Source organism: Streptomyces sp. NPDC012769, from assembly GCF_042901205.1.
Lineage (GTDB): Bacteria > Actinomycetota > Actinomycetes > Streptomycetales > Streptomycetaceae > Streptomyces.
On the sequence record NZ_JBIBCP010000003.1, the window covers coordinates 548,609 to 572,375 of the forward strand.

The 23,767-nt window shown below is 72.9% G+C and carries 22 protein-coding genes; 13 read left to right on the top strand and 9 right to left on the bottom strand.

Going from position 1 to position 23,767, the window contains the following annotated elements; translation table 11 throughout:
* Positions 1-105: 105 nt before the first annotated feature.
* The 3 genes from ACFY7C_RS17720 to ACFY7C_RS17730 all read left to right on the top strand — a co-directional run bounded on the left by ACFY7C_RS17720 (position 106) and on the right by ACFY7C_RS17730 (position 1,446).
* Complete coding sequence (locus tag ACFY7C_RS17720) at positions 106-504, top strand: ATP-binding protein (RefSeq protein ID WP_389650792.1); 399 nt, start codon at positions 106-108, stop codon at positions 502-504.
* A 115-nt stretch (positions 505-619) separates the two neighbouring features.
* Positions 620-1,063, top strand: coding sequence for an STAS domain-containing protein (locus ACFY7C_RS17725; RefSeq protein ID WP_389650794.1), 444 nt, complete (start codon positions 620-622; stop codon positions 1,061-1,063).
* A gap of 146 nt (positions 1,064-1,209) precedes the next feature.
* Positions 1,210-1,446, top strand: coding sequence for a DUF397 domain-containing protein (locus ACFY7C_RS17730; protein WP_389650797.1), 237 nt, complete (start codon positions 1,210-1,212; stop codon positions 1,444-1,446).
* 122 nt (positions 1,447-1,568) lie between these two features.
* Here the strand turns inward: ACFY7C_RS17730 and ACFY7C_RS17735 are convergent, their stop codons facing one another.
* Both ACFY7C_RS17735 and ACFY7C_RS17740 read right to left on the bottom strand, forming a co-directional pair.
* Positions 1,569-2,015 (bottom strand): DUF4383 domain-containing protein, encoded by a 447-nt coding sequence (locus tag ACFY7C_RS17735; RefSeq protein ID WP_389652721.1) that lies wholly within the window; start codon positions 2,013-2,015, stop codon positions 1,569-1,571.
* A gap of 212 nt (positions 2,016-2,227) precedes the next feature.
* Positions 2,228-3,541 carry a hypothetical protein gene (locus ACFY7C_RS17740; protein WP_389650799.1) on the bottom strand — a complete coding sequence of 438 codons (1,314 nt, stop codon included), beginning with the start codon at positions 3,539-3,541 and terminating at the stop codon, positions 2,228-2,230.
* A gap of 420 nt (positions 3,542-3,961) precedes the next feature.
* Between ACFY7C_RS17740 and ACFY7C_RS17745 the strand changes: the two genes are divergently transcribed.
* The 4 genes from ACFY7C_RS17745 to ACFY7C_RS17760 all read left to right on the top strand — a co-directional run bounded on the left by ACFY7C_RS17745 (position 3,962) and on the right by ACFY7C_RS17760 (position 7,277).
* Positions 3,962-4,480 (top strand): toxin-antitoxin system HicB family antitoxin, encoded by a 519-nt coding sequence (locus ACFY7C_RS17745; RefSeq protein WP_389650802.1) that lies wholly within the window; start codon positions 3,962-3,964, stop codon positions 4,478-4,480.
* An 81-nt stretch (positions 4,481-4,561) separates the two neighbouring features.
* Positions 4,562-5,404: a DUF4097 domain-containing protein gene (locus tag ACFY7C_RS17750; protein WP_389650804.1), complete on the top strand. Its 843-nt coding sequence runs from the start codon at positions 4,562-4,564 to the stop codon at positions 5,402-5,404.
* Between the two features lie 74 nt (positions 5,405-5,478).
* Positions 5,479-6,489: an ATP-binding cassette domain-containing protein gene (locus ACFY7C_RS17755; RefSeq protein ID WP_389650807.1), complete on the top strand. Its 1,011-nt coding sequence runs from the start codon at positions 5,479-5,481 to the stop codon at positions 6,487-6,489.
* A complete protein-coding gene (locus ACFY7C_RS17760; RefSeq protein WP_389650810.1) occupies positions 6,486-7,277 on the top strand; it encodes an ABC transporter permease in 792 nt (263 codons plus the stop codon). Before ACFY7C_RS17755 ends, ACFY7C_RS17760 begins: the two co-directional genes overlap by 4 nt.
* 123 nt (positions 7,278-7,400) lie before the next feature.
* Here ACFY7C_RS17760 and ACFY7C_RS17765 read toward each other — a convergent pair whose 3' ends face one another.
* A complete protein-coding gene (locus ACFY7C_RS17765) occupies positions 7,401-8,210 on the bottom strand; it encodes a hypothetical protein (protein ID WP_389650813.1) in 810 nt (269 codons plus the stop codon).
* Positions 8,211-8,354: 144 nt separating this feature from the next.
* Between ACFY7C_RS17765 and ACFY7C_RS17770 the strand changes: the two genes are divergently transcribed.
* Together ACFY7C_RS17770 and ACFY7C_RS17775 are read left to right on the top strand one after the other, a co-directional pair.
* Entirely contained in the window at positions 8,355-9,548 is a 1,194-nt protein-coding gene (locus ACFY7C_RS17770; RefSeq protein WP_389650815.1) for an MFS transporter, read from the top strand.
* Between the two features lie 51 nt (positions 9,549-9,599).
* A complete protein-coding gene (locus ACFY7C_RS17775; protein ID WP_389650818.1) occupies positions 9,600-10,646 on the top strand; it encodes a phosphotransferase family protein in 1,047 nt (348 codons plus the stop codon).
* A 19-nt stretch (positions 10,647-10,665) separates the two neighbouring features.
* On the opposite strand, the gene ACFY7C_RS17780 is transcribed toward ACFY7C_RS17775, so the two are convergent.
* Positions 10,666-11,055, bottom strand: coding sequence for a hypothetical protein (locus ACFY7C_RS17780; protein WP_389650821.1), 390 nt, complete (start codon positions 11,053-11,055; stop codon positions 10,666-10,668).
* A gap of 844 nt (positions 11,056-11,899) precedes the next feature.
* Here ACFY7C_RS17780 and ACFY7C_RS17785 point away from each other — a divergent pair.
* Positions 11,900-12,553, top strand: a complete 654-nt coding sequence (locus tag ACFY7C_RS17785) for a response regulator (RefSeq protein WP_389650823.1) — start codon at positions 11,900-11,902, stop codon at positions 12,551-12,553.
* A 74-nt stretch (positions 12,554-12,627) separates the two neighbouring features.
* Here the strand turns inward: ACFY7C_RS17785 and ACFY7C_RS17790 are convergent, their stop codons facing one another.
* Genes ACFY7C_RS17790 through ACFY7C_RS17810 form a run of 5 tightly spaced genes read right to left on the bottom strand, consistent with a single transcriptional unit; the run spans position 12,628 to position 20,997 of the window.
* On the bottom strand, positions 12,628-13,695 hold the full coding sequence (locus ACFY7C_RS17790) for an acyl-CoA dehydrogenase family protein (RefSeq protein ID WP_389650826.1): 1,068 nt from the start codon (positions 13,693-13,695) through the stop codon (positions 12,628-12,630).
* Between the two features lies 1 nt (position 13,696).
* Entirely contained in the window at positions 13,697-14,851 is a 1,155-nt protein-coding gene (locus ACFY7C_RS17795; protein WP_389650829.1) for an acyl-CoA dehydrogenase family protein, read from the bottom strand.
* Between the two features lie 10 nt (positions 14,852-14,861).
* Entirely contained in the window at positions 14,862-18,998 is a 4,137-nt protein-coding gene (locus ACFY7C_RS17800; RefSeq protein WP_389650831.1) for an amino acid adenylation domain-containing protein, read from the bottom strand.
* Positions 18,995-20,122 (bottom strand): M20/M25/M40 family metallo-hydrolase, encoded by a 1,128-nt coding sequence (locus ACFY7C_RS17805; RefSeq protein ID WP_389650834.1) that lies wholly within the window; start codon positions 20,120-20,122, stop codon positions 18,995-18,997. Before ACFY7C_RS17805 ends, ACFY7C_RS17800 begins: the two co-directional genes overlap by 4 nt.
* The gene (locus tag ACFY7C_RS17810) at positions 20,119-20,997 is read right to left on the bottom strand and encodes a RimK family alpha-L-glutamate ligase (protein ID WP_389650838.1); all 879 of its coding nucleotides are present in this window, start codon (positions 20,995-20,997) and stop codon (positions 20,119-20,121) included. The genes ACFY7C_RS17805 and ACFY7C_RS17810 overlap by 4 nt, the downstream gene beginning before the upstream one ends.
* 279 nt (positions 20,998-21,276) lie before the next feature.
* Here ACFY7C_RS17810 and ACFY7C_RS17815 point away from each other — a divergent pair, with 279 nt between their 5' ends.
* The 3 genes from ACFY7C_RS17815 to ACFY7C_RS17825 all read left to right on the top strand — a co-directional run bounded on the left by ACFY7C_RS17815 (position 21,277) and on the right by ACFY7C_RS17825 (position 23,747).
* Positions 21,277-22,008 carry a sulfotransferase family protein gene (locus ACFY7C_RS17815; protein WP_389650841.1) on the top strand — a complete coding sequence of 244 codons (732 nt, stop codon included), beginning with the start codon at positions 21,277-21,279 and terminating at the stop codon, positions 22,006-22,008.
* Between the two features lie 105 nt (positions 22,009-22,113).
* On the top strand, positions 22,114-22,698 hold the full coding sequence (locus ACFY7C_RS17820) for a hypothetical protein (RefSeq protein WP_389652724.1): 585 nt from the start codon (positions 22,114-22,116) through the stop codon (positions 22,696-22,698).
* The gene (locus ACFY7C_RS17825; protein WP_389650843.1) at positions 22,695-23,747 is read left to right on the top strand and encodes a BtrH N-terminal domain-containing protein; all 1,053 of its coding nucleotides are present in this window, start codon (positions 22,695-22,697) and stop codon (positions 23,745-23,747) included. The genes ACFY7C_RS17820 and ACFY7C_RS17825 overlap by 4 nt, the downstream gene beginning before the upstream one ends.
* Positions 23,748-23,767: the final 20 nt, after the last annotated feature.

A 23,767-nucleotide genomic window follows, 5' to 3' on the forward strand; every position in this document is an offset into this window, starting at 1 on the left:
TGGGCAGAAGCACCCCAGGACACCGCGCTCGCGCTCCGAGGAGCCGGACGGCCGGGAGGAGCCGCGGCAGCGCGCGGACGAGCCCCGAGGAGGAGGTCGGAGACCATGGGGGGTTCGCTACGACGCCACTGCGACATCCACGGTCCGCATGCGGCGGCGCAGGCACGGCAGGAGGTGCACCGCCTGACGCAGGAGGCCCTGCGCGCGGGGGACCGGGTGAGCCGGTCGGCGGAGGACGACGCCCTGATCGTGGTGAGCGAGCTGGTGACCAACGCCGTGCGGCACGCGGGCGGCACATGTTCCCTGGACCTGGCGCTGCGGTCGGACGGCATCGACATCGACGTCAGCGACGACAGCCCCGAACCGCCGCGGCCCCGGCAGCCCGCCCTTCTGGGGGAGGGGGGCTACGGCTGGGGCATCGTCGCGCGGCTGACCCGTGATCTGAGCGTACGAGGCGGCGCGCACGGCAAGACGATCCACGCCCACATCGATCCGCCCCGCTGACGCGAGGCCACGGCACGGCGCACACTGGAAGGGGCCGGAACCGGCCCCGCCCGCTCCACCCCATCCAGAATCCTCCCCCTGCCGCTCCGCCCGGAGGATGGAGGAGCCGATGCCCATGACGAACCCGCGGTCTCCCTCCGAAGACGGCACTCCCCGCACTCCTGGCATCCCCGACATCCCCGATGTCTTCCTGTCCTCCGTCCGCCGGACGTACCGGACGCCGGACGGGTGCGCGCGCGTCCGGCACGAGACCACCGGCTCGGCGACGACATGGCTGCTCTGCGCGGCCGGAGAGTTCGACAGCGACACCGTCCGCGCCCTGCACCAGGCGCTCACCGACGCCCAGGACGCCGGCGCGGAGCGGATCCTGCTCGACCTCTCCCGCGTCACCTTCGGCGACTCCAGCTTCCTCCACGAGCTGCTCAAGGCCCACTACGGGCCGGGCCGGCTCGTCCTCGTCGGCCCGCTCACCAATCAGGTCCGCCGGCTGTTCGAGCTCACCGGCACCCTCCGGCTGTTCCACCTCGCCCTCGACCGCGGCAGCGCCGGCCTCGCCTGACCCCGTGGCCACCCGGCTCGGCTGCCACCCTGCTCACCCGGTTGCCCGCCGGCTGATGCGGGCCCGTATCCCGTCGGATGGACTGGACAGCGGTGTCAGAACCAGTGTCCGAGCACGTGTGGGAGTCAGGCCGAGGAGAGAACGACATGGACAAGCGACCGCTCTACGAGCAGAACCTCGCCCAGGCCGTGTGGTGGAAGAGCCGCGCGAGCGGCGACCTGGGATGCGTGGAGGTGACCCGACTCGGCGGCGGTGCCGTCGCCCTGCGGGACGCCGAGTGGCCGGAACGCGGAGATCTCCGCTTCACGGCGGCCGAGTGGGCCGCCTTCTGCGCCGGTGTGCGCGCCGGCGAGTTCGACATGGACGCCTCTGTCCGCACCTGACGGGAGAAGGGGCTGAGGGGTGGGCGGGTGGCCGGGCGCGATCGACTGCGCCCGGCCACCTTCGTGTTCTCGCTCATCGACGAGAGGCGACCCGGCCTGTCGGTCCGGCCGTTCGCCGGTCCTCAGTCGCGCACGCGGCGGGGACGGGCGAGCAGCAGACCCATCAGCAGCATCGCGAGACCCAGGCCGAAGTGGAGCCAGTTGTCGGGACTGTTGACCGGGACGAAGTTGGCGTCGCTGTCCAGGTCGATCAGCAGGCCGTACAGCCACAGGGCGAGGTAGATCAGCCCGCCGCCCACCAGGAAGGTGCGCGCCGTGGGAGCGGTCCGGGACATGGCGATGCCGGCGACGCCGAAGAGCAGATGCACGATGTTGTGCAGCACGGACACCTGGAAGATGCCGAACAGTTCGGCACCCGAGTGGTGTTCGGCGAACGTCATGGAGTCGTAGTTCGTGGTCACGCCCGGGACGAAGCCCAGCACACCGACCACCAGGAACACGAGACCGACCAGGAGCGCGGCCGTACGCAGGGGCGACGCCGCCCCGACGGCGTGGCGTCTCGGAGTCATCATGGCGGATCCTCTCTCGCGAGCGCCGGGCGGCGCCGGGCGGCCGGGACCGGGGGGCCCGAGGGGCCGGCCACCGCCCGGCGACTGCCCGCCGGTCCCGCGTCCATGCATACGCCCGGGCCCGTACCGGGCGAGCACGCCGGGCGACCGGAGACGCCGAAGGGGTGGGGCTTCCGAGGAAGCCCCACCCCTTGACGGGCCGTGCCGGGAGATCAGGTGCCGTCGGCGGCCCCGGTCGCCTTCGTATGGCGGAGCAGTGCCGCGGCCGCCAAGGCGATCACGGCCGCCCCGCACAGGACCGCCAGGGCCTGGGCCCACGCGAACTGTGAGCCGAGACTGCTTTGCAGGAGGTCGACGGTACGCGCGCCCGCGAGCACGTGGAGGGCGATCAGCCCGACGGTGCCGGCCGCCGACGCGGCCCAGGCGCTCGCACTGTCCCGTACCGCGAGCCACACCCCGCAGAGCAGGCAGAACACGGTGACCACGACGGCCACCATGGAGGCGCTGCCACCCGAGCGCAGGTCCGCCACGTCCGTCGGCAGGTGGATCAGACCGCAGGCGAACAGCGCGGCCGCCGCCGGCCAGCGCAGCGCCGAACGCAGCGCGGGGGAGGGGGCGTGACTGCCGGGACCGGCCGCGAGGGCGTGGTCCAGCGGGGACTTCGCCGACTTCAGGGCGCCGCGCAGCCGCTTCTGGGAGGGCTCGTCCGCCGGGACCGGCTGCCCCTCCGGGGAGGGCGTGCCGCTCCGGTCGGGTTCGGCCGGCTGCCCGTCGGCGTCCGCGCCGCCCAGAGCACGCCAACTGCTGCCGTCGGCGCCGATGATGTTGACGAGCTCGACGATGTCCTCGATGGGCCGGCCGACGGCCGCGGCACGCAGGGTGGTCTCGGCCTGGTGCAGGTCGTAGCCCGACTCGTTGAGCAGGGCGACCAGCTGGCGCACCTCGTCGAGGGGACGGGACACGGCGGCCGCGCGGAGCGCGACGTCGGCCGGGCTGGACAGCTGGCCGGTCTCCTTGAGGCGGGCCACCAGCGCGGCGACCTCCGGTACCGGCCGCTCGGTCGCCGCCGTCCACAACAGGGTGCGGATGGCTTCCTCGCCGTTCTCGTCCAGGGCCGCCGCCGTCGCCGCCACCTCGGCGGCGGTCGGCTGATCGAGCGGCGTCTCCGTCTGCGGCGTCTCCGTCTGCGGCGCCTCCGTCTGCGGCGCGGCCGGCGGATCGGTCGGCTGATCGAGCGGCTGCTCCGTCTGCGGCGCGGCCGACTGATGTGCCTGCTGGTCGGCGGGCTCGTCCAGCGGCGGCACCGGAGGCGCGGGAGGCGCCGGCGGCGGCTCCGGCGGAGGCGCGGGCGGCGGCTGGGCCGCGGACGCCGGCCTGGTCAGGGATATGGGCTGCGAGTCCAGGACGGGCGGCGGGACGTGCTCCGGAGGCCTGGCCGGAAAGGGATGAGGGGCGGGCCCTGGGGTGGTGTCCCGGGTCCCCGTGCCGTCGTCCGCCGGATTCCTGTCGAAGGGGTCGGGGGTCATGATGTGGTGCTCCGTTCGTGGACACCGGTGAGGCGGTCCACCGTGGTGGGACCATGACGCGCAGTGAGCGCGTCCCTCACCACTAGGGCGCAGTTGTACGAGCTGCGCCATCCGGGACCGCTCTCGCTGGGCCGACGGAGCGAATAATCGCCCCGGTCAGGGACCTGTGGCCCGCTTCACGGGGCCCGACGAGGGGGACGGAGGCGGGGCCCTGCGCTCCACGTGGTGTCATGTGGCATCACATGGCGCCATGTGGTGCCACGTGACGAGATCACCGAGGGATGTGGCGGCGTGATGCCAGAGTGGCTCGCGACTTCCGTTGGGTGTTTGTGCAGGTCAGGAGGGTGATCTGGCGGGGACCGGGAAGGGGTGTGTCATCGGGGCTTGCGTGTGGCGCCATAGTGGTGCCATGATGACGTCATGGACCTCACCCCGTATGTCGAGACCCTCCGCCGTGAACTGGCGGTGGCCGCCGAGGCCGGCGGCGACGAAGCGCGCGAGCTGGCCGAGCGCCTGACCGCTCCCCTGGAGTCGGCGGCCCGGCTGACCATGCTCAACGTGCTCTCCGCCGCGACCGACGAGATCACCCGTGAACTCGCGCCCGGCTCGGTCGACGTACGGCTGCGCGGGCTCGACCCCGACTTCGTGGTGACCCCGCCGCCCAGCGAGGGCGGCGGCCACCTGGAGCCGACCGGGCCCGCCGAACCGCTCGCCGCCCCGACGCTCACCAAGGACGAGGAGGGCGGCACCGCCCGCGTCAACCTGCGTCTGCCGGCCCACCTCAAGGCCCGGGCCGAGGAGGCCGCGAGCCTCGAGGGCCTCTCGGTCAACGCCTGGCTCGTACGGGCCGTCTCGGCCGCGGTCGAGGGCGGCGGCCGGCCGCGCCCGGCCGAGAAGCCCCGGACCGTCGGGCAGAGCATCACGGGCTGGGCGCGCTAGTCGCGCCCCTCCCGGACCACTTCACCCACACCACGTCCCACCAGCGGGGACGCCCTGAAGACCCAAGAGGACGGGACAGCCATGCCTTCTTTCGACACTCCCGAAGCGATCTCCGTCACGGCACGCGTGGAGGCCGGTTCCATCCAGTTCGTCGCGGGCGACCGCACCGACACCGTCGTCGAGGTGCAGCCGCGCAACCCGAAGAAGGACCTGGACGTGCGGACCGCCGGTCAGACCGAGGTCTCCTACGCGAGCGGGCTGCTGACCGTCAAGACGCCCAAGTCCAATCTGTTCGGCCGCACCGGCGTGGTCGACGTGACGGTCGAACTGCCCGCGGGCTCGCGGATCGACCTGACCGGCGCGTGGACCCAGGTGCTCGGCGAGGGGCCGCTCGGCGAGGTCCGGGTGAAGACCTCCTCCGGCGACGCCCGCTTCGACACCACCGGCCCCCTCGACCTGACCGCGTCGCACGGATCGATCACCGTGGACCGGGTCGACGGCCCGGCCGAGGTCACCACCAGCTCCGGCAGCGTGCGCGTCGGTCTCGTCGACGGCTCCGCCGTCCTGAAGAACTCCCACGGCACCACGACCGTCGGCGCCGTGACCGGTGAACTCAAGGTGAGCGGCGCCCACGGCGACATCGAGATCGGCCGCGCCGAGGACTCGGTCACCGCCACCACCGCCCACGGCACCCTGCGCGTCGGTGAAGTGGCGAGCGGCACCGTCCAGTTGGAGACCAACTACGGCGCCATCGAGGTCGGCGTCCGCGAGGGCACGGCCGCCTGGCTCGACGTCAGCGCGGGTTCCGGGCAGGTGCGCAACGGACTCGACCTCACCGAGGCCCCGGACACGACCGACGGTTCCGTCAAGGTCCGGGCCCGCACCCGGCACGGCAACATCGACATCCGTCGCGCCAAGGTCTGACACCGGAAGCCCCGGAGCCTCTTCTCCCCTTCCCCTCCTTCCCCAGTCACCCCAGCCTCCGAACGGGAGGGCACATGCCTTCTTCTGTCATGCCCATGTCCAGCGGCACGGTCGGTTCGCCGACGCCCGCCGCCATCTCCGCCCTCGGTCTGCGCAAGTCGTACGGCGACAAGGTCGTGCTCGACGGCATCGACCTGCACATCCCGACGGGATCCGTCTTCGCTCTGCTCGGCCCGAACGGCGCCGGCAAGACCACCGCCGTGAAGATCCTCTCCACGCTCGTCACCGCCGACGCGGGACAGATCCGGGTCGCGGGCCACGACCTCGCCACCGCCCCGCAGGCGGTGCGGGCCGCGATCGGTGTCACCGGGCAGTTCTCCGCCGTCGACGGCCTGATCACCGGTGAGGAGAACATGTGGCTGATGGCGGACCTGCACCACCTGCCGAAGCGTGAGGGACGGCGGGTCGCCGCCGAGTTGCTCCGGCGCTTCGACCTGACCGAGGCGGCCAGGAAACCCGCCTCCACCTACTCCGGCGGCATGAAGCGTCGGCTCGACATCGCCATGACCCTGGTCGGCGACCCGCGGATCATCTTCCTCGACGAACCGACCACCGGACTCGACCCGCGCAGCCGGCACAACATGTGGCAGATCATCCGGGGCCTGGTCGCCGACGGCGTCACCGTCTTCCTCACCACGCAGTACCTGGAGGAGGCCGACGAGCTCGCCGACCGCATCGCCGTGCTGAACGACGGCAGGATCGCCGCCGAGGGCACCGCCGAGGAGCTCAAGCGGCTCATCCCCGGCGGCCACGTCCGACTCCGGTTCGCCGACCCCGCCGCGTACCAGAACGCCGCCTCCGCGCTCCGCGAGGCGTCCCGGGACGACGAGGCGCTTGCGCTGCAACTTCCCAGCGACGGCAGCCAGCGCGAACTGCGCTCCATCCTCGACTGGCTGGACTCGGCCGGCATCGAGGCGGACGAGCTGACCGTGCACACCCCCGACCTCGACGACGTGTTCTTCGCCCTGACCGGCAGCAGCACCGTGCCGAACCGCTCCCACCAGCCCAAGGAAGATGCCCGATGAGCTCCCTCTCCCTCACCGTGCGCGACTCCGCGACGATGCTGCGCCGCAACCTCCTCCACGCGCGGCGCTACCCCTCCCTCACCCTGAACCTGCTGCTCACGCCGATCATGCTCCTGCTGCTGTTCGTCTACATCTTCGGCGACGTGATGAGCGCGGGCCTCGGCGGTGGCGGCGCCGACCGCTCCGCGTACATCGCCTATCTCGTCCCGGGCCTGGTGCTGATGACCATCGGCAGCACCACCATCGGCACCGCGGTGTCCGTCTCCAACGACATGACCGAGGGCATCATCGCCCGCTTCCGCACCATGGCGATCCACCGCGGCTCCGTGCTCATCGGGCACGTCATCGGCAGCGTGCTGCAGTCCGTCATCAGCGTGGTCCTCGTCGGCGCCGTCGCCGTGGCCATCGGCTTCCGCTCCACGGACGCCACCGTCCTGGAGTGGATCGCGGCCTTCGGCCTCGTCACCGCCTTCGCCCTGGCGCTCACCTGGATCGCGGTCGGCATGGGCATGATCAGCCCCAGCGCCGAGGCCGCCAGCAACAACGCCCTGCCGCTGGTCTTCCTCCCGCTCATCTCCAGCACCTTCGTCCCGGTCGACGCGATGCCGGGCTGGTTCCAGCCGATCGCCGAGTACCAGCCCTTCACGCCGGCCATCGAGACCCTGCGGGGACTGCTGCTCGGCACCGAGATCGGGCACAACGGATGGCTCGCGGTCGCCTGGTGCGTGGCTCTGGCCGTGCTCGGCTACTTCTGGTCGAAGGCGGTCTTCGACCGCGACCCGAAGTAACCCGGACGGGCGCACGGCCCGCACACGCCGGACGCGCCCGGAGGCGGCGTACCCCGACACCCGTCGGCGTACGCCGCCCTCGGGCGCGTTCTCCGGAACCGACCGGTCAGGTCGCGCTCGGCGTCAGGTCGCGCTCGGAACCGAGCGCGCCGCCGCGAGTCCCGCCATCGCGCGCAGCCGCGCGTAATAGGAGCCGCAGTACTCCTCGTCGATCAGGGGCAGGATCTTGTCGAGGTCGGCGACGCACTTCCACAGGAGGGCGACGCCACGGTCGTCGAGCCCGCCGTGCAGCTCCCTCTGCACGAGACCGGCGACATCGGCGTCGAGGAGCACCAGCTCCACGCCCTCGATGTCCACGCCGCGGAAGCTCGCGGGAAACGACGCCCGCCGGTGTACGTCCCAGAGGTGGGCGAGCCGGTCCTCGGACGGTCCATCGGCCGGGCCGACGGCCCGCTCCGCTCCCTCCGGCGGCTCACGAAGGAGCAGGGCCACGGCGTCGAAGACCGTACGCAGCATGGCGACGGCCTTCTCGGGCCCGACGGCGGCACTGGTCGCGGCGCCCCGCGCGAGCCGCTCGCGCAGCAGTCGGCAGCGGTCCAGCTCGGCGGCGAGTCCGGCGTCGATGAGCCCGGCGTCCACGGCCCGCTCGATCAGCTCCCGGAGAGGCGCGTCGACGGCGAGCCGCTCGACGAGGACGTGCTCCAGGGCGACCAGGGAATGCGTCACGGCCACGGTGGCGAACTCGTACCGGAAGAAGGAGTGCCGGACGAGCTCGCGGCAGGTGTCCAACGCGCTCGTGACGTACATCGACCCGGCGCTCGGCAGGGCCAGCTCGGCGACCAGGACCCGCATGCCCTCGTGGTCGGGAACGACATCGCGCATGCGCGGGTCCGGCAGGGGCGGCGGGCCGGAGGACGGAGGCAGGGGGTTCACCCGAGCAGTCTCGTCGTCCGAAGGCCGCCGGTGCCATCGGATTTACCGGCCGCTCCGGCGCCATCGGATTCGCCCACCGCCCAACCCGTACGGAGGCGTGGTGCCGCCGGGGAAGGAGCCACCTCGCGGGTTACGGTCGGAGGCATGGACGATGACCGCCAAAGCCGGGCGCGCTGTCTGCTCGCGGGCGCGGTGTTCGTCGTGTGCATGGCCGGCACCACCCTGCCGACCCCCCTCTACCCGCTCTACCAGCAGAAGTTCGGCTTCTCCGAGCTGACGGTGACCGTCGTCTACGCGGTGTACGCCTTCGGGGTCATGGGCGTCCTGCTCCTCGCGGGCAACGCCTCGGACACCGTCGGCCGTCGGCCGGCGCTGCTGTGGGGCCTCGGCTTCGCGGCGGCGAGCGCCGCCTGCTTCCTCGGCGCCGACAGCATCGGCTGGCTCTACGCGGGCCGGCTCCTGTCGGGCCTTTCGGCCGGCCTGTTCACCGGCGCGGCCACCGCGTACGTCATGGAGCTCGCCCCGCCGGGCGACACGGCCCGGGCGACGTTCGTGGCGACGGCGGCCAACATGGGCGGCCTGGGCTGCGGTCCCCTGCTGGCCGGCCTGCTCGCCGAGTACGCCCCCGAACCGCTGCTGCTGCCCTTCGCGGTCCACCTCGCGCTGGTGGCGGCCTCGGTCGTCGTCCTGCTGCGCCTGCCGGAGACGGTGAAGGACCGGCGGCCGCTGACCGCCGTGCGCCCCCGGCGCCCCGCGCTTCCCGTGCGGGTGAGGTCGGTGTTCGTGCCGGCGGCGATCGCGTCCTTCGTGGGCTTCGCGCTGTTCGGCGTGTTCACCTCGGTCAGCCCCGCCTTCCTCGCGCGCTATCTGCACGTGGACAACCACGGGGTGAGCGGTCTGGTGGTGGCCCTGGCCTTCTTCGCCTCGACGGCCGGCCAACTCGCCGTCGACCGGGTCGGGGTGACGCGCTCCCTGCCCCTCGGCTGCGCCGTCCTCTTCGCGGGTTTGCTCCTCCTGGCGGCCGCTCTCCACACCGACCTCCTCGCCCTCGTCGTCCTGTCCGCCCTCGTCGGCGGCGCCGGGCAGGGACTCGCCTTCCGCGCGGCCCTCGCCGGCGTGGCCGCGGCCGCTCCGCCGGACCGGCGCGCCGCGGTGATCTCGACCCTCTTCGTCGTCGCGTACACGGGCATCTCGATCCCGGTGATCGGCGTCGGCCTCCTCGCCGATCCCCTCGGCCTCGAAGGCGCGGGCCTGGTCTTCATCGGCTGCATGCTCCTCCTCGTCGCGGCGGCCGCCGTCTATCTGATCCGACGCCCGGTGCCGGTCCGGAAGACCTGACCGACGGCCGGTTCTCACCCGCCGGGCGCCGGTGGTGGTGAGGGTTCCGGCATGACGGTGGGTGAGGGAACGCCGGGCGTCCGCGCGTACGGACCCGGCGACGCGGGCGGTCGCGGCGACGTGGGCGGTCGCGGCGACGTGGACGGCGGCGGTGACACTGAGGGCTGGGGCGGCGCCACGCGTGCCTGGGTGGAGCGGCACCTGTCCGGGGCGGAGCGCGTCGAGAGGGTCGTACGGCTGCGCGGCGGTTGGACGTCGGAAATGCGGCGCCTGGACCTCGACGGTCCGCACGGCCAGCGCTCACTCGTCCTGAGGTCCTTCGTGAAGCCGTTCTTCGTCCGGCACGCGGAGGGCCTGCTGACCCGCGAGGCCACGATCCTGGGGCTGCTCGGCGGCACCGACGTGCCCGCGGCCACGCCGCCGGCCGTCGACCCGGTGGCCCGCCACTGCGACCATCCGTCCCTGCTGATGTCCCTGCTCCCCGGCAGCGTGCGCCTCGGTGACGACGAGGCCGACGCACGCGCCGAGCTGATGGCCCGGCAGCTGGTGCGCGTCCATCGGGTGCCGGTGACCGAGCGGCAGCGCCCTCGTGCCTACCAGGCCTGGGCCTCTCCCGAGCGGGTGAGCGTGCCCGCGGCCACCCGGCGGGCGGACCTGTGGCGCCGGGCCGTCGACGTGATCCGGGCGGAGCCCCCGGCCCATCAAGGGTGCTTCCTGCACCGGGACTTCCACCCCGGCAACGTCCTCTTCGAGGGCGCGGGCGACGAGCTGCGGATCAGCGGCGTCGTCGACTGGGTCGAGACCTCCTGGGGACCCGCCGACCTGGACGTGGCGCACTGCTCGACGGCCCTCGCGCTGCTGCACGGCGTTCCGGCGGGCATGCGCTTCGCCGAGCGCTACCTCGCGGCAGGCGGAACCCTCTCCGAGGACCCCGGCGCGCACCTCCACTGGCGCCTGCTGGACGCGCTGGGCTACGCCCCGGACGCGGAGAAGGACGCGGTCCCCTGGCGCGAGCTGGGCCGCACCGACCTGACGCCCGACGTCCTGACGCGGCGGCTGGAGGACTACCTGGAAGCCCTCTTCGACCGCTACGCCTGAACCGCCGCCTGCCCGCACATCAGGCGGAGCTGAAGACGTCCCCGGGGACGTCGTCGAGGACGAAGCCGTTGTCGAACCGGACGCGGACCGTCACGAGGGGCCCGCGCCGGTGGAAGGCGGTCCACTCCGCTTCGAGGGACGCGACCTCCTCCGCCAGCCGGTCCCGGCTGCCGGGAGGCATCTGGGGGCCGTAGTCGTCGAGCAGCGCCTTCAGGCGGACGTACTCACGCACCTCCGCAGGCTGCTCGCGCTCGCTGACGCGGTCCACGGTGCCCTCGATGCCCGCGGCCAGCGCCAGCGAGCCGGCGACGGCCGCCTTCTCCGCGGGGGTCCCCTCGGCGAGGGTGACGGAGCCGGCCAGGACGAGGTCGGCCGTCAGCTTCACGCGCCGGCCCACAGTGAGCGTCATCGGTCCTTCGTCTCTTCCGGTCGGGGAGCTGCTCCGTCGGGGCCATTATCCAGCCCTCCGCACGGGGGTGATGCCCGGCCGGGAACGCGTGTGCACGACGAGGAAGATCAAATTCAGACGCTCCCTGAATTCTCCCCGGTCGGTCAGTACCGGGTCGGCATCGAGCAGCCTACGCCGAACCCCCACGGGATATGCCAGGTACAACTCAAGGATGGCCGGAAATGGCCTGCGAGTGTGTGCGAGCATGCGGGAGTGGACTTCTCGGTGTGCAATCGGAGGGTCCCTTGACACTCGTTCGAAATATGAACTAGAACCTCCTAGGCTCGATCTTCGGTGCGGAGAGTCGCCTTGCGTTCGACGACGCCTCCACCACGGAACAGAGCCGCTCGTCCCCAGAAATCGCGCATGAGGCAGGGCCGGAAGCGCTTCTCGCCGCCACCTGAAGACGCTTCCAGGGCGTCCGCGGCGCCGCTGTCCGGTCGATGGCGAGACCCGCTCCTCGCGGAGCGGTGAGTGACACGACCCGTGAGTTGCGGCGTATACAAGGGGGAAGCTTCCGATGCCGACCAGAGCGGTGCACCGAGGATCCACCCGACGGTCCTGTCCGGCGCCGGCGCCGACGCCCGGCGGCAGACCGGTGCGGCCCCTCGGCGGCCTGATCGGCCGCTGATCGTCAGCTCGACGATCGACACCTCTTCTTCACCGTCATGCGTCACCCCGTTCGCGCTGTTCGCGGTGCGGGACATCGGCATGGGCGGGCGATCAGACGGTTGCAACTCGGTGCGGCGACGATCTCGACCGCGTCGAGCGAGGCTTCCAGCTACCCCCATGGAGGCGGAACACCATGACCATTCGAGTACTCATATGCGACGAACTGCCCGTGATCGGGGACGGCTTACGCACCTTGCTCGACGCCGTTCCGGACATCGACGTGATCGGCACCACCGACAACGGAATGGAGGCCATTGTCCTGGTGCGCACCGCACGGCCCGATGTCGTGGTCACCGATTTGAATCTTCGGACCATTTCCGGCCTGGAAATGATCCGCAGGCTCGGCAAAGAGGAAGCACCGCCGAACATCGTGGTGTTCACTCGCATATCCGACGCCGACAAGACCGTCAGCGACGTCCTCCATGCCGGCGCGAGCTGCCTGCTCGGCAAGGACGCGAGCCCCCAGGACCTGGTCACCGCGATCCGCGCCGCGGCCGCCGGCCGGACCGTGCTCGCGCCCGACATCGCCCACCGCCTGGTCACCTGGTTCCGTGAGCAGCCGGACACCCCGGACTCGGCACCGTACCCCGAGGTGACCGAACTGACCCCGCGCGAGCGGGAGGTGACCCAGATGGTGGCGCGGGGCATGTCCACCGAGGAGGTGGCGCACGCGCTGACCATAGGGGTCGCCACCGTGCGCACCCACCTCTACCGGGTGCGCACCAAGCTCGGCGTCCGCGACCGCGCCCAGCTCGTGTCCCTGGCCTACCGGTCCGGACTCATCTAGGCCGTGTCCTTCGGACTTCTCCGCGCCCGGGTCGCGGCGCGGAGGTCCGGAAGGCAGGCACCGGCCCCCGGCCCTCAGACCGGCTCGGGCGCGCCGTGGCGGGTGCGCCTGGCCAGCTCGAGGCGGGCGGCGCCGGCCAGCCGCCACAGGGCGGCGGGCTCGCCGTACCGCCCGGTCTCGGCCGCCGCGAGCCGGAAGTGCCGGTGCAGGCCCAGCTCCGTCGTCATCGCCCGGACACCGCAGACCTGCGTGCTCGACCGCACCACCTCGCGCGTGGTCTCGGCGGCCATCGCCAGCGCCACGACCGGCGCGGTGCCGGCCTCGTCCTGCCCGGAGCCGGGCTCCGAGTCGATCAGCCAGGCCCCCCGGTACACCGCCGCCCTGGTCGCGCGCAACGCCACCATGGCGCGCGCCAGGGAGAAGGCCACCGCGGGCAGGTCGCGCAGGCGGGTGTCGAACTGCCGCCGGACACCGGCGTAGCGCACGGCGATGTCGTGCGCCCCGTCGGCGATGCCCAGCAGATAGGCGGCCTGCCGGAGCCGGGCCCGCGCCAGCGGGCCGGTGGGGGAGTCGTCGAGCCGGGCGACCACGTCCGACCCGGTCACCGGCGTGGCGTCGAAGCGGACGGCGGGCGGCCAGCACCCGGGCTCCACGCGGACCCCGGGCGCCCCGGCGGGCACGGCGACGAGCACCGGCGCGCCGTCGGTCCGGGTCGCCACGAGGAGCGAGCCCGCGCCGGAGTCGTCGACCGTGGCCGTGCCGGTGAGCTCCCAGCCGCCCGCACGCGGTGTCGCGGTGATCCCGCCGCCGACCGGCAGCGCCTCGAACCCGGCCGTCGCCGCGCCCGCCGGGGCGCCCACCTCGGCGGCGAGCGCGTCGCCCCGGTAGGAGTTCCCGCACGCGGCGCGGCCGAGTTCCTCGCTCACGAGCACGCCGGCCGTCAGACCGAGGCCCAGGCCGCCGGCGGACGCGGGCCGCTCGAAGTCGGACGCCTCCAGCTCGTCGAGCACGGTGCGCGTGGGGCCCGAGGCCCCGTCGGTCACCGGCGCGCCGTGCACCTCGGGGCGTACGGGCACACGGGCCAGGGACGTGCGCAAGGCCCTGCGCAGCTCGACGAGGAGGGGATCGGGGGTCAGGTCCATCTCAGCGCTTCTCCTGTCCGATGGAGTCGAACGCGGTGGCCATGATCTGGAGCATGACCTCGGAGGTGCCCGCCGACAGCGTGAGCCCCGGCGCCTCCCGGTGGGCGGAGTCCAGGGTCACGGCAGCCCGGGTGCGGCGGGCCCGCTGCTCGGGGGAGGGGACGCCGGCGGCCCACGCCCCGATCTCCTGGGCGAGTTCGCTGCTGTGGTACTTGGCGACGGCGGCGGCCACCGGATCGACCCGGTCGGCCGCGAGCCCGGTGAGCACCTCCCAGGCGAGGGCGTGGTCGGCCGTGAGCGCGCCGTGCCAGCGGCCGATCCGTTCGAGGTGGGCGTCGTGCGAGGAGTCCGGGTCGCGGTCGAGCAGCGCCTCCAGCGCGGCCTCCATCCAGTACTCCGCCTTGAGGTGGTAGTCGAGGCCGGTGCGCTCGATGGCCAGGGCCTCGTTGAGCAGCGGCCATCCCTGGTCGCGCGGCCCGAGGAGGTCGTCGCCGGACACCGGCACCGCGTCGAGGTCGACGCGGTGGAACTGCTCGTCGTTGGCGCTGGGGATCACCGACACGGTGACGCCGGGGGCGTCCATGTCGACCAGGAACAGGCTGATCCCCTGGTACTTGCCGGCTCCCGGCGTCGTACGGGCGGCGCACAGCCCGAGGTCGACGAAGCGCGTCTTGAGGCTGAACACCTTGGTGCCGGTGATCCGGTAGCCGTCGCCGTCCGGCTCGGCCACGGTCCGCAGCGCGCCGAGGTCGGAGCCCGCGTCCGGTTCGGTGTAGAGCACCGAGCCGAAACGCTCGCCGCGGGCCAGCGCCGGCAGGTGCCGGCGCTTCTGCTCGGCGCTGCCCGCCATCAGCAGGAACTGGCCGATGATCTGGATGGTGTTGACGTGCAGCGTGTCCGGGACTCCCGCGCGGACGAGTTCCTCGGCGACGATCGCGGCGTCGGTGAGCGGCCGGTCCGCCCCGCCGTACTCGGACGGCCAGTGCACGGCGAGCAGCCCGAGCTTGCCCAGCAGGCGGTACAGCGGCCGCTGGTCCGGCTCGACGCCGTCCGCGGGGGTGGCGTCGGCCGCCGCCGCCCGCACCTCGGGGGAGCGCAGCGCCTGCCGTACGTCCGCCCGGAACCGCTGTTGTTCCTCGGTGAATCCGAACCGCATGTGCGTCTCCTCAGAAGGCGAGCGTCTCTTCGATCGCGGCGACGACCCGGCTCAGCGCCGGCTGCGTGAACAGGGTGTAGTGGTCGCCGGGCAGGTCGTCGGCCCGGAACGGGCCCGTGCACACCGCCCGCCACTCCGCCTCCACGGCGTCGCGGGGCGAGGTGGCGAGCACGGTGACCGGCCCGCCGTACGCGCTCGGCGGGCGGTACGCCTGCTGGGCCAGCGCGCAGGCCCTGAAGACGGTGAAGCGACGGTCCAACTCATCGTCCCCAAGGTCGAGTTCGACATCGAGTGAGGTCAGCGTCTTCCTGAGGTCGAGCGGTTCGGCGACGGGGTCGTCCAGGACGGCGCGCACCGCGGGGCCGTCCTGTCCCGCGAGCCGGGCGACGTCGTGCACGAACCGCCGCCGTACCGTCCGCTCGTCGAGCGGCTCGACGTCCTCCTCGTAGGAGGCGTCGATCAGCACCACCGGAGGCCGTGCGCCGGTGTCCCGCTCCAGCTGCCGGGCGACCTCGAAGGCGAGGACGCCGCCGTAGGACCAGCCGGCCAGGCAGTACGACTCCGGCGGTCCGGCCGCGGTCAGGGCCCGCGCGATCCTGGTGGCCGTCGCCGTCATGCTCTCCTCGGGGGCCACGGCCGTGTCGCGGGGATCGGCGGCGAAGCCCGCCACGCCGACGCCCTCGCGCAGCGCCCTGACCAGCGGGATGTAGCAGAACAGCTCACCGCCCGAGGGGTGCAGCAGGACCACCCGCGCCGGTTCGGGCCCCCGCATCCGCACCGGTGCCCGGTCGGCGTCCGCCGGAACGTCCGCCGACGCGCCCGGTGCCGACGCGTCCGTCGCCGAGGTGTGCGGCTCGTCCGCGAGGAGCCGTTCGAGGGTGCCGAGCGCCGCACCCTCGCCGAGCCGGGCGGCGCGGACGGTGTCGACGGTGGCCGCCAGGTGGGCGACGGTGGGGGAGACGAAGAAGTCGCCGAGGGCGATCTCCACCCCGAACCTGCGCTGGATCGCCGACATCAGCTGGGCGGCCTGGAGGCTGTTCCCGCCCGCCTGGAAGAAGTCGTCGTGCACGCCGAGCCGGTCGTTGCGCAGCAACGGGGCGAGCACCTCGCGCAGCAGCACCCGTTCGGTCGCGGTCCGGGGCTCGTCGCCCGAGCCGTCGCCCGCCGTCTTCGGGTCCGGCGCGGGCAGCCGCCGCCAGTCCACCTTCCCGCTGCTGGTGAGCGGGAGTTCGGCGAGGACGACGAAGTACGACGGGATCATGTACGACGGCAGGAGCGTGCCCAGGTGCTCCCGCACCTCCCCGATCCGCTGCTCGGTGACCCCCGTGACGTAACCGACCAGATGCCTGTCGCCGCCGTCGTCGGTCCACGGCTGCACCCGGACCGGGCCGATGCCGGGGAAGGCGGCCAACGCCGACTCCACCTCGCCGAGTTCGATCCGCAGGCCGCGGATCTTCACCTGCTGGTCGAGCCGGCCGAGGAAGACCAGCCGCCCGTCGGGCAGCCGCTTCACCAGGTCACCGGTCCGGTAGAGCCGGCCGCCCGGCGCGGTGCCGAACGGGTCGGGGACGAACTTCTCCGCGGTCAGCTCGTCCCGGTCGAGATAGCCGCGCGCCAGACCGGCACCCCCGATCACCAGCTCGCCGGGCACCCCGACCGGCACCGGGCGCAGATCGCGGTCCAGGACGTGCGCGACGTGATTGGCCATGGGCAGGCCGATCGGCGGCGAGGCCTCCCAGGTGCCCGGGCACTCCTCGACGATCATCGTCACCGTGCACTCGGTCGGCCCGTAGCCGTTGAACAGCCGCCGTCCAGGGTTCCAGCGGTTCACCAGCTCACCGCTGAACGCCTCGCCGCCGACGAACGCGATCCGCAGCTCGGTGAACTTCTCCGGCGCCAGCAGCGGCATCACGGTCGGCGGCAGATCGATCACGGTGATGCCGGCCCGCTCCATCAACGACTGGAGCCGGTCGATGGACAGCCGCTCGTCCTCGGTCGCCAGACACAGCCGCGCCCCGGTCAGCAGCGCCGAGAAGGTCTCGAACACCGACACGTCGAAGGTCATCGACGCGAAGCCGAGCACCCGGTCGGCCGGTGTCAGGTCGAACAGCTCACGGGTGGAGTCGATGAAGTTGACCACGCCGCGGTGTTCGAGCAGCACACCCTTCGGCCGTCCCGTGCTGCCGGAGGTGTAGATGATGTACGCGACGTCACCGGGCTCCGCCGCGAGCGGCGGGTTGCCGTCGGGCAGCGCCGCCAGCTCCGTACGGACCTCGTCCAGGGTGACCACGGGCGCGGCGACCGCGCTCACCGCCCCGCCGACCTCGGCGTGCGCGATCACCGCGCTCACCCCCGCGTCGGCGGCGATCTCCGCGACCCGCGCCGGGGGATGCGTCGGATCGAGCGGCACATAGGCCGCGCCGGTCTTGAGCACCGCGAGCACCGCTGTCGTCAGGTCGACGTTCCTGCGCAGACACAGACCGATCCGTGCGCCCGGCCCGGCGCCGCGCCCGCGCAGCAGCGCGGCGAGCCGGTTCGCCCGGGCGTTGAGCTCGGCGTAGGTCGTCTCGGTGCCGGCGACGACGACCGCGACGCGGTCCGGCGCCTCCCGGACCCGCGCCTCGAACTCCGCGACGACGGTGGTCTCGCGGATCGGCCGCACCGGACCGCGGCCGACTTCGGCGAGGAACTCCTTGTCCGCCGGGCCGAGCAGGTCCGCGGCGGACAGCGGGGCGTCCGGGGCGGCGGTCAGGGTGCGCAGCAGCCCGTCGTAGTGCCGGGCGAACCTGCCGATGCTGTCGCCGTCGAACAGTGCGGTGTCGAAGTCGACGACCAGCTCCGCGTCGGCGCCGGGCACCGCGGGCTCCACCACGCTCCAGCTCATGTCGTACGGGGACGTGCCGGCCCGGACGGGCTCGGGCGAGGACACCAGGCCGGGCAGCCCGGGTGCGGCGACGGCGTCGCGCAGGCCGAAGACGATCTGCAAGAGCGGCGCGCGCGAGGGGTCCCGGGCCGGGGCCGCGGCGTCCACCAGCGTGTCGAACGGCAGCCGGCCGTGCGCGTGCGCGTCCCGTGCGACGCGGGCGACCCGGCGGACCAGCGTACGGAAGCTCGGGTCACCGGAGACGTCACCGCGCAGGACCGTCAGGCCGGTGAAGGGGCCGATCACCGACGACAGGGCGTCGGGCCGGCGGCCCGCGTCCGGCGTGCCGATCACCAGGTCGTCCAGACCGGAGTAGCGGTGCAGCAGGGTGAAGAACGCCGCGACCAGGACGTCGAACGGTGTCGCGCCCTCCTCCCGGGCCAGCTCCCGCGCCCGCGCCAGGCCCTCGTGGCCGAGCGGGAAGCCGCCGGTGTCGGCGGCGAAGGTGAGCGTGTCACCCCGCGGCCGGTCGGTCGGGAACTCCAGCACCTCGGCGCCCGCCAGCGCGTCCCGCCAGTACGCGGCCAGCCGGTCCCGCTCGCCCGCGTCGAGCGAGGCCCGCTGCCACACCGCGTAGTCCGGGAACTGCACGGGAAGGTCCGGCAGCCGCGGTGCCCCGCCGGCGCGCGACGACCGGTAGAGCTCGGCCAGTTCGCCGGTCAGCACCTCCAGCGAACCGGCGTCGCACACCAGAGGATGCGCGTCGAACAGGAACAGGTGGTCGTCCGGCGCCACCCTGACCAGCACCGCCCGCCACAGCGGAGCCCTGCCCACGTCGAACGGCTCGGCGATCCGCTCGGCGACCAGCGCCCGCGCGGCGGCGAGCCGCTGCCCGGGGCCGTCACCCGCCGCCTCGACCAGCGGCAGTTCGACCGGGACCTCGGGGCGGACCTCCTGCACGGGGCCGCCCTCGCGCTCCACGATCGCGGTCCGCAGCGCCTCGTGCCGGGCCACGACCGCGGCCAGCGCCTCCCGCAACGCGGCCACGTCCAGGTCGCCCCGCAGCCGGGTGCACAGCGGCAGGTGGGAGGAGAGGCCGTCCGGCGCCGACCGGTCCAGGAACCACAGCGTCCCCTGCGCGTGCGACAGCGGCGCGGGACCCGTGTTCCCGCGCGGCGTCGGGCCCTGCTCGGCCGCGCTCTTCGCCTGCGCCTTCAGCCGCGCGAGGAACCGGGCGCGCCGCTCCGCGGGCAACGCGGCCAGACGCTGCGTCATGTCCGTCATCCGAGGCTCCCTTCGGCGAGCGGTACGGCGGTCACCGGGTCGTCCGCGCGCTGGGCGGGTACCTGCGCCAGCTCCGCGATGGCGAGGGACAGCACGTCGATGCCCCGCAGGTAGTCCGACAGGACGATGTGCTCGGTGTCGGCGTGGTCGAGCCGGCTGTCGCCCGGCCCGTAGGTCGCCATCGGGATGTCCCACACCTCGGCGAGGGTGTTCATGTCCGAGGTGGCCGTCTTCACCACCAGCCGGGGCTGGGCGTGCAGCCGCCGGATGCCCGACACCAGTGCGCGGACCGCCGGGTTGGACCGGTCCGCCCGGCAGGCCGCCACCGAGTTCAGCACCTCAAGGCGGCCGGCCGGCAGCCGGTCCCGAAGCTCGCGCACCAACCCCTCCGCGTCGAAGCCCGGCGGGGTGCGGACGCTGAGGTCCGCCGTCGCCGAGGTCAGGTCGCCGTTGAGCTGGCAGAGCGTCGCGCCCGGCTGCGCGAAGGCGCCGTGGCCCGCGTCCGGCCCGAGCAGGTCGACCAGCGCGTCCCAGCAGGCGACGGCGAGTTCGGACGCCTTCGGCGTCGGGTTGCTCGGATGCGTGGCGGGCACCTTGACGGTGTAGCGCAGGTCCAGTTTGCCCTTGTAGCCGATGACCACGCTCGACCAGCCGCTCGGTTCGCCGACGATCAGCGCGTCCGGCCGGTCGTGGGTCGAGCGGATCGCCATCGCCCCGCGGGAGCACGGCGTCTCCTCCTCGACGACGCCGATCACCACGAGCCGGCCGCGGAAGTCCACCGCGCTCGCCGCGGCGCAGATCATCGCCGCGAGCGGTCCCTTCGCGTCCACCGCCCCTCGGCCGTACAGCCTGCCGTCCTCGGAGCGGACCGGCACCTGCCCGGGGACGGTGTCCAGGTGACCGAGCAGCATCAGCGTCGGGCCTTCGCCGCGCTCGATCACGCCGATGACGTTGCCCACCACGTCGATGTGCGCCTCGAAGCCCAGGTCCGCCATCGCCTCGGCCAGGAAGTCGGCCAGCGCGCGTTCCTGGTAGGACGAGGACGGGATCTCCAGCATGCCGCGCAGCAGTCCGACGGCGCTCGTCTCGGTGACCTGCCCGGACGAAGTGAAAGCCCAGTTCATCGTTGCGCTCGCTCCCGTAGGTGTTCGACGATGGCGTCCGCGACGTCGACCCGGTCGCCGAAGGCGGACTGGAAGCCGGAGAACTCGACCCGGTGGTTGACCTCGAGGACCAGCAGCCGGCCGTCGCGGTCCTCGATCAGGTCGACACCGGCGATGTCGGCCCCGACGGCGGCGGCCGCGTCGACCGACAGCTTGGTGATCTCGGGCGACTCCTCGCACGGCCGGGTCTGCGCGCCGAGCGCCACGTTGGTGCGCCAGAACTCGCCGGTCCGGTAGACGGCGCCGAGCAGCCGGCCGCCCACCACGATCGCCCTGATGTCCCGGCCGGGCTTGTCGATCAGCTCCTGCACGTACCCGAGGTGCGACTGCGGTCCGGGCAGCGCGGCGACGTATTCGAGTACGCCCTCGGCGCCGGCCCGGTCGGGCAGCCGGACCACCAGCCGGCCCCAGGAGCCGACCAGCGGCTTGATCAGCGCCGGATAGCCGAGGGAGTCCAGCGCGTCCAGCGCGGCCTGCGGGGTGAGGGCGAGCGCGGTGCGCGGCGTCGGCAGGCCGGCCGCCTGCAGCGCCAGCGTCGTACGCCACTTGTCGCCGCAGATCTCGGTCGCGTCCGCGCTGTTGACCACCTCGACTCCCGCCGAGGCGAGAGAGCGCGCCGCGTACGCCGCACGGGCCTGTCCGATCTCCCGGTTCAGCACCTGGGTCCACGGCAGGTCACGGCGCCCGGCCAGGAACCACTGTCCGCGCGTGTCGATCTGGTCGAAGGGAACACCGTGCCGGTCGAGTGCGTCGAACAGCCGTTTCTCGTCCGCGCCGACCCTGCTGGCGAGTACGGCGATCCCGCCGTCCCCGGGGTGCTCTGGAGTCGCTGACACGTGACCTCCGTCGTAGGACCACCGGTTGACCGGACGGCGCAACCGGTCTGCCGCGTCGGAGGGACGTTACGGGCGGTCCCGCGCCGTGCGCGTCCGCGACAAGCTCATCCGGGGCGACGCATCGCGTTTACTTTCCGGCCTCGCGGCTGCGTATCTCGCTTACCCGGCCCGGGCGCCGCCCGTGCCACTCTTGACGGGATTCCGAGCGCCTGACGCAATAGTTCACCGCACGCTTTCCGCCCGGTTGCACCGCGGCCGCGCCAGAGGGAAGGGAAAACCGTGGACCACAATTCAGAGCGGATACCGGTGCTCGCGCTGTGGAGCGCACCACGCAGTCGTTCCACCGCGTTCGCCCGGATGATGGCGGAGCGGGGCGACCGCGTCGTCGTGCACGAGCCGTTCTCCCAGGTGGTCGATTTCGGTGAGGTGAAGGTCGGCGACCGGGTCGCCCGCGGCGAACAGGACGTGCTCACGGCGCTGCGCGACATGGCCGCGCACCAGCCGGTGTTCTTCAAGGACACCACCGACTTCCACTACCCGGCGCTGCTCGCCGACCGGGCCTTCCTGACGGGTGCGACGCACACCTTCATCATCCGTCACCCCGCCGAGGCCATCGCCTCGCACCATGCGCTCAACCCGGACCTCGGCCGCGACGAGATCGGCTTCGCCCGGCTGCACGAGATCTTCACGGCCGTACGGGACGCCTCGGGCACCACGCCGGTCGTCATCGACTCGGACGACCTGCTCGACCGGCCGGCCGACACCGTGCGCGCGTACTGCTCGGCGGTGGGCATCCCCTTCCTCCCGGACGCGCTGAGCTGGCAGCCCGGCATGCGCTCGGAGTGGCAGGCGACCAGCCGGTGGCACGAATCGACCAGCAGGACCGCCGGCTTCACCCGCGGCTCGGGCCGCGGGGCCGAAACGGTCGAGGCGGACCCGGTGCTGCGGTCCTACCGCGATTACCACCTGCCTTTCTATGAGGAACTGCGCGCCGCCGCCATTCGCCCGTGACCGCCCTTTTTCGAGGGTTATCGCGACGCGGATGAAAATCGCGCACCAGCGTCCAGACTCGGCAATATCACACGGCATTCCAGTGAGGGGGATCACTTGACGGGCATGCCGGCGCCCTCCGCCATCAATCGACTCTGCGATACGGTCGATATTTCCGCTCATCTCGACAATACGGCCATCTCCGCCGCGACGAACACCAAAGCGGGGGCCTTCAATGTGTGGGGGAACTCGTTCGCCGCCGAATACCTGCCCGAGGGCGGAAGTCTCGTCCGGGTGGCGGAGGTTCCCTTCCGGTTCCCCCCGGTCTGCGAAGGACCGGACAACATCCGCTGCGCGGGACAGTTCCTCGCCCTGCCCGAGGGCCGTTACGACTGGATCCACGTGCTGGCGGCGTCGGAACGCCGCTGCGAGGACACCGTCGAACTGCACTTCGCCGACGGCTCGGTCGACCCGGAGGCGCTGCGCGTCTCCGACTTCTGGTCGGCGCCCGCCTGGTTCGGTGAGGTCAAGGCGTTCGAGAGTCTGGTCATGCACTACCCGCACCATGTGCAGCGCGATGTCTCCGCGGTCATGTGGGCGCAGCGGGTGCCGGTCACCCGGCGCGCCGATCTCGTCGGCGTCCGGCTGCCCCGCAACGTCGCGGTGCATGTCTTCGCGCTCACCCTGCAACGAGCGGAGGCCGGGGCGTGACCAGCGACGTGACGGCACGGACGTACATGACCGTCGGACCAGAACCCCAGTGGTGGTACCGCGATCTGATCAGCTGTCTGCAGGCCACCTTCGGCACGCTGGTGGCCCGGGCGGGCGCCGACCCGCTGGAGGTGCTCGGCGCCGGCTGGCGCTTCCTCCACCTGCCGGGCGACGTTCGGTCCGAGGAGTTCTACTACCCGTGCCCGCCCGACGCGTCCGGCGGCACCGACCTCGGCGCCGCCCTGGCGCCGCACCACGCACTGCACGCCCGCTGGTGGCAGCCCGCCGACGAGGACGACGTCTGGCGTGAGCTGCGCGGGTCGCTGGCCGCCGACCGCCCGGTCATCGCCGCGGTGGACAACTTCCACCTGCCCTTCCGGCCCGCCTACGGCGATGTGCACGCCGCGCACCTGGTGGTGGTCTACGGCCTGGACGAGGTCCGCGGCCTGGTGTACGTCTCCGACGCGATGCCGCCCGCGTTCCGTGGCGCCGTCCCGATCGAGGCGTTCCTGCGCAGCTGGGGATCGGCCAACCCGACCGACGTCCAGGACGCGTTCTTCAGCGACTCGCGGATCGGCAGGCGCTGCCTCGACGTCCGGCTCGACGCCACGCCGCCGCCCCTGACGCCCGAGCTGCTCGGCGGTTTCCTGCGCACCGACGTCGAGGGCTTCACCACGGCGGGCCCGGCCCGCACCGGTCTGGCCGGCTTCGACGCGTTCGCCGCCGAACTCCTCGACCGGTGCCGCGCCGGGGACGCCGGCGCGCTGCGCGAGCTCTACCCCTTCGGCTGGGGCATGCAGGCGCAGGCCTCCCTGCACGGCGAACTGCTGCGCGGCCGCGGCCGCGACTGGGGCGACCCGGCGCTCGCCGGGGCCGGACGGGCGGTCGAGGCCGTCGCACACGCGTGGACCGGACTGCGGATCACCGGCGCGCACGGTCTCGACGATCCGCGAGCGGTCGCCGCCGACATCGCGCACCACACCACCGTGCTGCGCGGCGCCTACGCGCGTGCGGTCGACGCCGTCGGCGCGGCGGCGGCACGACTGTGACCCCGCACGGCGCTCCGACC

Coding starts and splice junctions, on each gene's coding strand:
- ACFY7C_RS17805 (WP_389650834.1), bottom strand. CDS start 20,122: ATGAACTGGGCTTTCACTTCGTCCGGGCAGGTCACCGAGACGAGCGCC.
- ACFY7C_RS17795 (WP_389650829.1), bottom strand. CDS start 14,851: ATGCGGTTCGGATTCACCGAGGAACAACAGCGGTTCCGGGCGGACGTA.
- ACFY7C_RS17790 (WP_389650826.1), bottom strand. CDS start 13,695: ATGGACCTGACCCCCGATCCCCTCCTCGTCGAGCTGCGCAGGGCCTTG.
- ACFY7C_RS17730 (WP_389650797.1), top strand. CDS start 1,210: ATGGACAAGCGACCGCTCTACGAGCAGAACCTCGCCCAGGCCGTGTGG.
- ACFY7C_RS17760 (WP_389650810.1), top strand. CDS start 6,486: ATGAGCTCCCTCTCCCTCACCGTGCGCGACTCCGCGACGATGCTGCGC.
- ACFY7C_RS17780 (WP_389650821.1), bottom strand. CDS start 11,055: ATGACGCTCACTGTGGGCCGGCGCGTGAAGCTGACGGCCGACCTCGTC.
- ACFY7C_RS17775 (WP_389650818.1), top strand. CDS start 9,600: ATGACGGTGGGTGAGGGAACGCCGGGCGTCCGCGCGTACGGACCCGGC.
- ACFY7C_RS17740 (WP_389650799.1), bottom strand. CDS start 3,541: ATGACCCCCGACCCCTTCGACAGGAATCCGGCGGACGACGGCACGGGG.
- ACFY7C_RS17770 (WP_389650815.1), top strand. CDS start 8,355: ATGGACGATGACCGCCAAAGCCGGGCGCGCTGTCTGCTCGCGGGCGCG.
- ACFY7C_RS17745 (WP_389650802.1), top strand. CDS start 3,962: ATGGACCTCACCCCGTATGTCGAGACCCTCCGCCGTGAACTGGCGGTG.
- ACFY7C_RS17800 (WP_389650831.1), bottom strand. CDS start 18,998: ATGACGGACATGACGCAGCGTCTGGCCGCGTTGCCCGCGGAGCGGCGC.
- ACFY7C_RS17820 (WP_389652724.1), top strand. CDS start 22,114: ATGCCGGCGCCCTCCGCCATCAATCGACTCTGCGATACGGTCGATATT.
- ACFY7C_RS17725 (WP_389650794.1), top strand. CDS start 620: ATGACGAACCCGCGGTCTCCCTCCGAAGACGGCACTCCCCGCACTCCT.
- ACFY7C_RS17720 (WP_389650792.1), top strand. CDS start 106: ATGGGGGGTTCGCTACGACGCCACTGCGACATCCACGGTCCGCATGCG.
- ACFY7C_RS17735 (WP_389652721.1), bottom strand. CDS start 2,015: ATGACTCCGAGACGCCACGCCGTCGGGGCGGCGTCGCCCCTGCGTACG.
- ACFY7C_RS17785 (WP_389650823.1), top strand. CDS start 11,900: ATGACCATTCGAGTACTCATATGCGACGAACTGCCCGTGATCGGGGAC.
- ACFY7C_RS17755 (WP_389650807.1), top strand. CDS start 5,479: ATGCCTTCTTCTGTCATGCCCATGTCCAGCGGCACGGTCGGTTCGCCG.
- ACFY7C_RS17750 (WP_389650804.1), top strand. CDS start 4,562: ATGCCTTCTTTCGACACTCCCGAAGCGATCTCCGTCACGGCACGCGTG.